Origin of the sequence: Klebsiella sp. MS 92-3 (assembly GCF_000195655.1) — a bacterium.
Classification (GTDB): domain Bacteria; phylum Pseudomonadota; class Gammaproteobacteria; order Enterobacterales; family Enterobacteriaceae; genus Klebsiella; species Klebsiella pneumoniae.
The window spans coordinates 106,928-114,294 of the sequence record NZ_GL882786.1 but is presented as its reverse complement, the minus strand read 5'-3'; the positions used below and the strand labels follow the sequence as shown (position 1 = coordinate 114,294).

The 7,367-nt window shown below is 56.8% G+C and carries 7 protein-coding genes; 1 reads left to right on the top strand and 6 read right to left on the bottom strand.

All coding sequences use genetic code 11. The features are described from left to right. From HMPREF9538_RS17675 to hxpB, 4 genes are all read right to left on the bottom strand, one after another. A partial coding sequence (locus HMPREF9538_RS17675; RefSeq protein WP_009484653.1) for an L-cystine transporter occupies positions 1 to 1,291 on the bottom strand: 1,291 nt, incomplete at its 3' end. Between the two features lie 135 nt (positions 1,292 to 1,426). Then, on the bottom strand, positions 1,427 to 2,017 hold the full coding sequence (locus HMPREF9538_RS17680) for a metal-dependent hydrolase (protein ID WP_002901611.1): 591 nt from the start codon (positions 2,015 to 2,017) through the stop codon (positions 1,427 to 1,429). Between the two features lie 91 nt (positions 2,018 to 2,108). After that, complete coding sequence (kduD, locus tag HMPREF9538_RS17685; protein WP_004176511.1) at positions 2,109 to 2,870, bottom strand: 2-dehydro-3-deoxy-D-gluconate 5-dehydrogenase KduD; 762 nt, start codon at positions 2,868 to 2,870, stop codon at positions 2,109 to 2,111. Between the two features lie 149 nt (positions 2,871 to 3,019). After that, positions 3,020 to 3,688, bottom strand: a complete 669-nt coding sequence (hxpB, locus tag HMPREF9538_RS17690; protein ID WP_004140335.1) for a hexitol phosphatase HxpB — start codon at positions 3,686 to 3,688, stop codon at positions 3,020 to 3,022. 188 nt (positions 3,689 to 3,876) lie between these two features. Between hxpB and HMPREF9538_RS17695 the strand changes: the two genes are divergently transcribed. Beyond that, on the top strand, positions 3,877 to 4,413 hold the full coding sequence (locus HMPREF9538_RS17695; protein WP_002901627.1) for a YniB family protein: 537 nt from the start codon (positions 3,877 to 3,879) through the stop codon (positions 4,411 to 4,413). A gap of 29 nt (positions 4,414 to 4,442) precedes the next feature. On the opposite strand, the gene yciA is transcribed toward HMPREF9538_RS17695, so the two are convergent. After that, complete coding sequence (gene yciA / locus HMPREF9538_RS17700; protein WP_002901629.1) at positions 4,443 to 4,841, bottom strand: acyl-CoA thioester hydrolase YciA; 399 nt, start codon at positions 4,839 to 4,841, stop codon at positions 4,443 to 4,445. Positions 4,842 to 4,940: 99 nt separating this feature from the next. Then, positions 4,941 to 7,124 (bottom strand): TonB-dependent siderophore receptor, encoded by a 2,184-nt coding sequence (locus HMPREF9538_RS17705; protein ID WP_009484652.1) that lies wholly within the window; start codon positions 7,122 to 7,124, stop codon positions 4,941 to 4,943. Between the last annotated feature and the right edge of the window lie 243 nt (positions 7,125 to 7,367).

The window sequence follows — 7,367 nt, the reverse complement described above, 5'->3', positions numbered from 1 at the left end:
TAACGTTCAGCGCGGTACGCCCCATATCGATCAGCGGTTCGACGGAGATGAGCAGGGCTACCAGGGTCACCGGCAGCCCCATCGCCGGCAGGACGATCAGCGCGGCGAAGGTCGCGCCGCCGCCCACCCCGGCGACGCCCGCCGAGCTGACGGTGACGATGCCCACGAGGGTGGCAATCCACATCGGATCCAGCGGGTTGATGCCCACGGTCGGCGCGACCATCACCGCCAACATTGCCGGATAGATACCAGCGCAGCCGTTCTGGCCGATGGTGGCGCCAAAGGAGGCGGAGAAGCTGGCAATCGACTCCGGTACGCCGAGACGACGGGTTTGCGCCTCAACGTTCAGCGGAATGGAGGCGGCGCTGGAGCGGCTGGTAAAGGCGAAGGTGATCACCGGCCAGACTTTACGGAAGTACTTCAGCGGGCTGACGCCGTTAATCGCCAGCAGCAGGCCGTGGACGACAAACATAATACCCAGCGCAATGTACGAGGCTACCACGAAGCCGCCAAGCTTGATGATGTCCTGCAAATTCGACCCGGCAACCACTTTGGTCATCAGGGCCAGCACACCGTAAGGGGTCAGCTGCATGACCAGACGAACCAGCTTCATTACCCAGCCCTGCAGGGTATCGATCGCGGTCAGCACGCGCTGGCCTTTTTCCACATCCTCTTTCAGCAACTTAAGCGCTGCGACGCCGAGGAACGCCGAGAAAATGACGATGCTGATGATGGAGGTTGGGTTAGCCCCGGTCAGGTCAGCAAACGGGTTCTTCGGCACGAAGGAAAGGATCAGCTGCGGGACGCTGAGATCCGCTACTTTCCCCACATAGTTGCTCTGGATGGCGTTCAGACGGGCGGTCTCCGCGCTGCCCTGGACCAGACCCTCGGCGGTGAGGCCGAACATATTGGTCACCAGCACGCCAACCAGGGCGGCGATCAGGGTGGTGAACAACAGAGTACCGATGCTCAGGAAGCTAATTTTCCCCAGCTGCGAGGCATTGTGCAGGCGGGCCACCGCGCTAAGGATGGAGGCGAAGACCAGCGGCATAACAATCATTTGCAGCAGCTGGACGTAACCGTTGCCGACGATATTGAACCACTGGATGGAATCCTTCAGCACCTGGCTGTCAGACCCGTAGATTAGCTGCAGCGCCAGACCAAATACCACGCCAGTCGCCAGACCGACCAGCACTTTTCTGGCCAGGCTCCACTGTTTATGGCGTGTTTGCCCCAGCGCAAACAGTAATACGGCGAACACGACTACGTTCGCTATTAATGGAAAGTTCATCCCCGTTCTCCTGATATTTTTATAACCTGGGCTGGTGGATAACCAGCTCTTATGACGGCAAGGTTAGCAGAAGGCGTTATCAAGGACTTATATTCAAATGGAATGGGTTATAACCAAATGGCGTTTTCCGCCGCTTTATCGCCCACTCTGGTGACTTATAAAGCGATTGAAGGTGATCTGCAGGGAATTGATCACCCCGGATGACCAGCGTATCGCGCTGTTGTCCGCCAGCGTCTGCGGCATCCAGACGGCATAGACGAACAGCGCCATACACAAGGCGCGTTCGAGCTGATTGCCCTTGCGCGGCGCAAGGATCGGCAGCCGGAAGCGCCAGCGACAGGGCCACAGCAGCGGCACACCGGCGGGGGTGAGCATATCGGCGAGAATGTGGCTGAGATAGCCCAGCACCAGGCCCTGGAGAGCGTCTGCCGGGACAATCCAGCTGTCAGGCACTTTCAGATAGAACAGCGTCAGCGCGCCAAAGACGGCCAGCAGGCTGTGGGTGAAGCCGCGGTGGCCAAAGGCCCGCGCCACGGGCTTTGAGATCCAGCTCAGCCGTTGGCCAAGAAACGACTTTGGGTGATCGATGTCCGGCAACAGGCAGGTCAATACCGCCGAGGGCACAATATGCCACCAGTCGCCCTGCGCCAGCACCGGCGTTAACTCTGCGTTTTTGGCAAATACTGCGCAGGCGATTGAAAAGAAGAGATGGCCTTCCGCCGTCATGATAACACACCCTAAGCTGTCGATTCATACAGTATAGGGTTTTTATACAGTGTACGGAAGAGGTGACGGTGTAACTCTTTGTCACAAACTCTCAGCGCGCCAGCCATCCGCCATCGACGGCCAGCGTATAGCCGTTAATATAGTCGGCCGCTGATGAGGCGAGAAACACCACCGGCCCCTGCAGGTCTTTCGGCGCTCCCCAGCGACCAGCGGGAATGCGCTCGAGGATCGCCTGGTTACGCTCTTCATCTTCGCGCAGCGCCTGGGTGTTATTGGTGGCCATATACCCGGGCGCTATGGCGTTGACGTTGATACCCTGGCCAGCCCATTCGTTGGCCAGCAGACGGGTCAAACCCAGCACGCCGCTTTTCGAGGCGGTGTAGGAGGGGACGCGGATCCCGCCCTGAAACGAGAGCATCGAGGCGATGTTAATGATTTTCCCGCCTTCCCCCTGGCGAATGAACTGCCTGGCGACCGCCTGGCTGAGAAAGAAAACCGCTTTGAGATTCAGGTCGATCACCGCGTCCCAGTCGCTTTCCGTGAAGGTCAGGGCATCATGGCGGCGGATAATTCCGGCGTTGTTGACCAGAATATCGACCCGGCCCATCGCCGCCACCGCCTGGTCGACCAGACCGCTCATATCATTCTCTTGGCTGAGATCCGCCTGAATGGCGTGAAAGCGGCGGCCCAGCGCCAGCACCTGGGCGGCCGTATCATGGGGAATTTTACGGTTGATGCCGACGATATCGCACCCGGCCTGCGCCAGGCCCAGCGTCATTCCCTGTCCCAGGCCGGTATCGCAACCGGTCACGATGGCGACCTTACCCGTCAGGTCGAAGGCGTTCAGTACCATATTCACCTCTGTCAGCTGATCTACTGGCGTACGATGACGCCACCTGTGACCAGCATAGAGGGAGGAAAACAAAATTACAATTAAAATGAAACAATGTTTTGATTTTGTAGCTGGCGGCGTGACAGCGATTGTTGCACCCGCCAGCGGTCTTAGCCGAGCAAGTTCTCAGCAGTGAGTGCCAGCAGTGACGGAAGCTTGACGTCCGCCAGCGCAAAGCGCGGGTCGCGGCTGTTCTCCGCTTCCGGCACCACGATAGACCGCATGCGCGCGGCTTTGCTGGCGATCATGCCGTTGACCGAATCCTCCAGCGCGACGCAGCGCTGCGGGTCGACTCCCAGGGCAGCGGCGCAGTTGAGGTAGACCTGCGGGTGCGGTTTGCTCCAGGGTAAATGCTCCGCGGAGGCGAGAGCATCAAACTGGTCGCGCAGTTCAAACATATCGAGCACTTTCTCCAGCATCATCAGCGGCGAGGCCGAGGCCAGGCCCACCTTTAAGCCCTGAGCTTTACACAGGGCCACTGCCTCGCGTACGCCCGGCAGCAGCGGGCGTGAGGCTTCCACCAGCTCAATGGCGCGACGAATAATGCGCGCGGTAGCTTCCGCCCGGTCTACGCCGTGCCACGGCTGCTGCGCGTACCACAGATCCACCACCAGGTCGATTCGCAGACCGAGCAGGTCGGGCAGTTCATCGCGGCGACGGGTATCCACTCCCAGGCTCTCCATGACCTCGACCTCCGCCTGATCCCAGAGCGGCTCCGAGTCAATCAGCAACCCGTCCATATCAAATATCGCGGCCTCAATGCGGCGCTTCGCTGACATATGTCCTTCTCCTGTTGCGTAATCAGATAAACGAATCGGCAATCATGGTATATCATACCGCGCATTATTGGGCGAAATTCGCCGTGGCAGATAGACTTATACCCGACATACTCGGGGGAGCGAGGGAAGCCAGCGCCACGCAACAGGCAGCAGGCGAACCACCAACGCGTCTTTAACAAGGGGAACTCATGACGTACCAACAAGCTGGACGCATAGCGGTTATCAAACGCATTTTAGGATGGGTTATCTTTATTCCCGCCGTGCTGTCGACGCTGATTTCTGTGCTCAAATTTATGTATGAGCACAGTGAAAAGAAACCCGGCATTGATGCGGTAATGATGGATTTTGCGCACGTGATGATCGAGATGATGCGCTTTAACACGCCGTTCCTGAACTTTTTCTGGTACAACTCGCCGCTGCCGGATTTTCACCATAGCCTGAACATCGGCTTCTGGATCATCTTCATTCTGGTGTTCGTCGGCATGGCCCTGCAGGCTTCCGGCGCGCGAATGGCGCGGCAGGCGAAATTTCTCCGCGAGGGGATTGAGGATCAGCTGATCCTCGAACAGGCCAAAGGCGCAGATGGGTTAACCCGCGAGCAGCTTGCTGAACGCATTGTGGTACCGCGCCATACTATCCTGGTGCAGTATTTCCCACTGTACGTGCTGCCGGTGATCGTGATTGTCATCGGTTACTTCTTCTTTTCGCTGCTGGGCTTTCTGTAAGTCAGGTGCCCGGCAAGCCGGGCACCTTCTTATTCCGCTGGCAGAGGACGTGGTTTTCCCTGATTATCAACGGCAACGTAGATAAACAGCGCTTCCGTCGCCTTGTAGCGCTGGCCAATCGGTTCTGAAGAAACTTTTTTCACCCACACTTCGATATTGATTGTCACCGAGGTGTTGCCGCGCTTCACGCAGCGGGCGTAGCAGCACACCACGTCGCCAACGGCGACCGGGCGTAAAAAGGTCATCCCATCCACCCGCACGGTCACCACGCGACCCTGGGCGATCTCTTTGGCCATAATGGCGCCGCCAATATCCATCTGCGACATCAGCCAGCCGCCAAAAATATCCCCGTTGGCATTGGTATCCGCCGGCATTGCCAGGGTGCGTAAAACCATTTCGCCCTTTGGGGCGAGATCTGTTGTTGTCATGCTCTACTCTGTTGTGGTCAAAGACGATCAGCGGGATGCTACTATGAAAATAGCGTAGTGAGAATAGGGGAATCCGCCCGCTGGCGCGGGCGCGGTGGTTCAGAAGGAGAGGGTAACGCCGGCGTAATACGCGCGGCCAGGCTCATTGTAGGTCGAGGCGCCGGCATTTTCGCGATACAGTTGTTTATCAAATAGATTACTTATTCCGGCATTCAGGCGAATATCCCGGTTTAGCTGATACTGAGTACCAATACCCACGATGGAATAGGCGCCAACCTCGGTGGTCGCAAGGGTCCCGGTTTCGTTGCGGATCTCCGCATACTGACGCGGCTTCTGACGGCCATAAAGCGTCCAGTTCACATTCGCAGACAGGGCGTCGTTTACCTGCCAGTCGAGCATCGTGTTAACGGTATATTTCGGGATAACCGACAGCGGGTTGCCAGTCTCTTTACTTTCAGATTTGAGCATCCAGGTAGCATTGGTCCGCCAGCTGAGGACATCTCTCAGCACCGGGATCAGCAGATTTCCTTCCAGCCCCTCGCCCACGGCTTTGCCGCCGTTCTGCCATTGCAAAATATTATTGCCGCTGGAGGTATAGCCCAGTACCTCTGTTCCGGAGACGATTTTGTTTTTGTAATCGTTGCGAAACCAGGTGACTCCGGCAGCGTAACCATTAAGGTTAAATTCGATACCGATCTCTTTGTTGATACTGATCTCCGGGTCGAGGTCAGGGTTACCCAGCAGGTAGCAGCTGCCTTCAGCGATCGTGTTTGGACAACCGTTGCCGCGGGTGGAGAGCAAATATCCTTTACTGGATTGATAGAGGTTTGGCGCTTTAAACACGCGCGCGATACCGGCCTTCAGCGTGAACATATCGCCGAGCTCCTGGGACAGATTGAGGCTGGGGCTCCAGTTACTGCCAAACTGATTATGATAATCGAAGCGAATGCCGGGGATCAGGTTGGTGCCGGGCACGGCTTCGATATTATCTTCCAGATAGATACCGGTGAGGGTGGCGCTGTTTTTGGTACTGCGTTGCGTAGGGTCGCCCGAGGTCCCAGGGATAGTCTCGCCGTTGCTGTTAGTGGCCTGCATCGATGCCGGGTCGTCGAGCTGATCATGGTTCCATTCCATTCCCAGCGTCAGCGTCTGGTCCGCCAGCCAGAAGAAAGGCACATTGAATTCCGAGGTAGTACGCCAGGATTCCAGACGGCTGGTGGCATAATCTTCACTGTTGATCATGCCTTCGACGCGGCCGGTAGAGCCTTCCTGCAGGCGGGTATTGTTGGTTTTCTCGTAGTAAACACCGGCTTTGGACTGACCCCAATCCCATAGACCGTTGTAGGTGAGTCCCCAGGACTGGCGATAGAGGCGATTTGTTTCGTGGCCGTACAGGGAGTCCACCAGCCCGTTCGGGCTAAGATTGCCGTTGCTGTACTGGGTATCGCCAGCATAGATATTCCCCTGACGGCTATAGGCGTAGCTGAAATCGAGAATTTGTTGCGGGGTCATTTTCCATGACAGTAGCGCGTTAATGTCTTTATTGCGGACCCCTTCGCGCCCCGCAGCGTAAGAGCCGTTTTGCGCATGGTTAATATCCCAGGCGTCGGGTTCCGTTTTATTGATATTGCCATACAGGCGCATCGTCAGCGCCTCGCCGGCCAGTGGGCCGCTGAGATTGAAGTTAGCGCGATTGGTCGTGCCTTCTTTGTTGTTTTCCGGCTGGTTGGTGAAGAAAGACAGCGAACCGTGCCAGGTGTTGGTCGGACGTTTGGTAATGATATTGACCACTCCGCCCGCCGCGCCGGAACCATAGCGCGCGGCTGCCGGACCGCGGAGAACTTCAATCCGTTCGACCATTTCGGCAGGTACCCAGTTGCTGTCGCCCCGGGTATCGCGTTCGCCGCGCCAGCTATAGCGAACCGCGTTACGTGACGTGACCGGTACCCCATCTATCAGGATCAGGGTGTTCTCCGGCCCCATGCCGCGGATATCAATCTGGCGGTTGTTGCCCCGACTGCCGCTGGCGCTGTTGCCGGTCAAGTTCACCCCGGGCATTTTACGGATGATGTCTGAGAGATCGTTGACCGGCGGCTGCTTAGCAATATCCTCAGCCGTGATAATCGACACCCCGGGCTGTTGCTTAAGCGCCTCTTCCGCCGTACTGCGCACAATCATCGTTTCGGTATCTTGTTCTGATTCTTCAGCAAAGGCGTTAGGGGCGAGGAGACTGGATATGACCAGCGCCAGGGTCGTGGGCACAGAATATTGCGGCGATCTCATGTAAATATCCTTTTCAAAACAATGCAAATGAGATCGAGAATATTAATGATAACAATTATCATTACAATGTAACGAGATGAATCTCCATAAAATCCTCACAATTACCGCAACTTTTTATGCAGTTGAGAGAAATCGTGAAGAGAGCCTTCACAGTGTGGCCGGGAAGCTGTCAGCGTATGCGCTGAGGTTGTGTGGTTGCAGGGAATGTTTGCCAGTGCAGTAAGCTTATAGGGGGCGAGCGCC

What these genes read in the sequence shown, in the direction of transcription:
- HMPREF9538_RS17680 (WP_002901611.1), bottom strand. Translation starts at nt 2,017, where the DNA reads ATGACGGCGGAAGGCCATCTCTTCTTTTCAATCGCCTGCGCAGTATTT.
- HMPREF9538_RS17695 (WP_002901627.1), top strand. Translation starts at nt 3,877, where the DNA reads ATGACGTACCAACAAGCTGGACGCATAGCGGTTATCAAACGCATTTTA.
- hxpB (WP_004140335.1), bottom strand. Translation starts at nt 3,688, where the DNA reads ATGTCAGCGAAGCGCCGCATTGAGGCCGCGATATTTGATATGGACGGG.
- HMPREF9538_RS17705 (WP_009484652.1), bottom strand. Translation starts at nt 7,124, where the DNA reads ATGAGATCGCCGCAATATTCTGTGCCCACGACCCTGGCGCTGGTCATA.
- kduD (WP_004176511.1), bottom strand. Translation starts at nt 2,870, where the DNA reads ATGGTACTGAACGCCTTCGACCTGACGGGTAAGGTCGCCATCGTGACC.
- yciA (WP_002901629.1), bottom strand. Translation starts at nt 4,841, where the DNA reads ATGACAACAACAGATCTCGCCCCAAAGGGCGAAATGGTTTTACGCACC.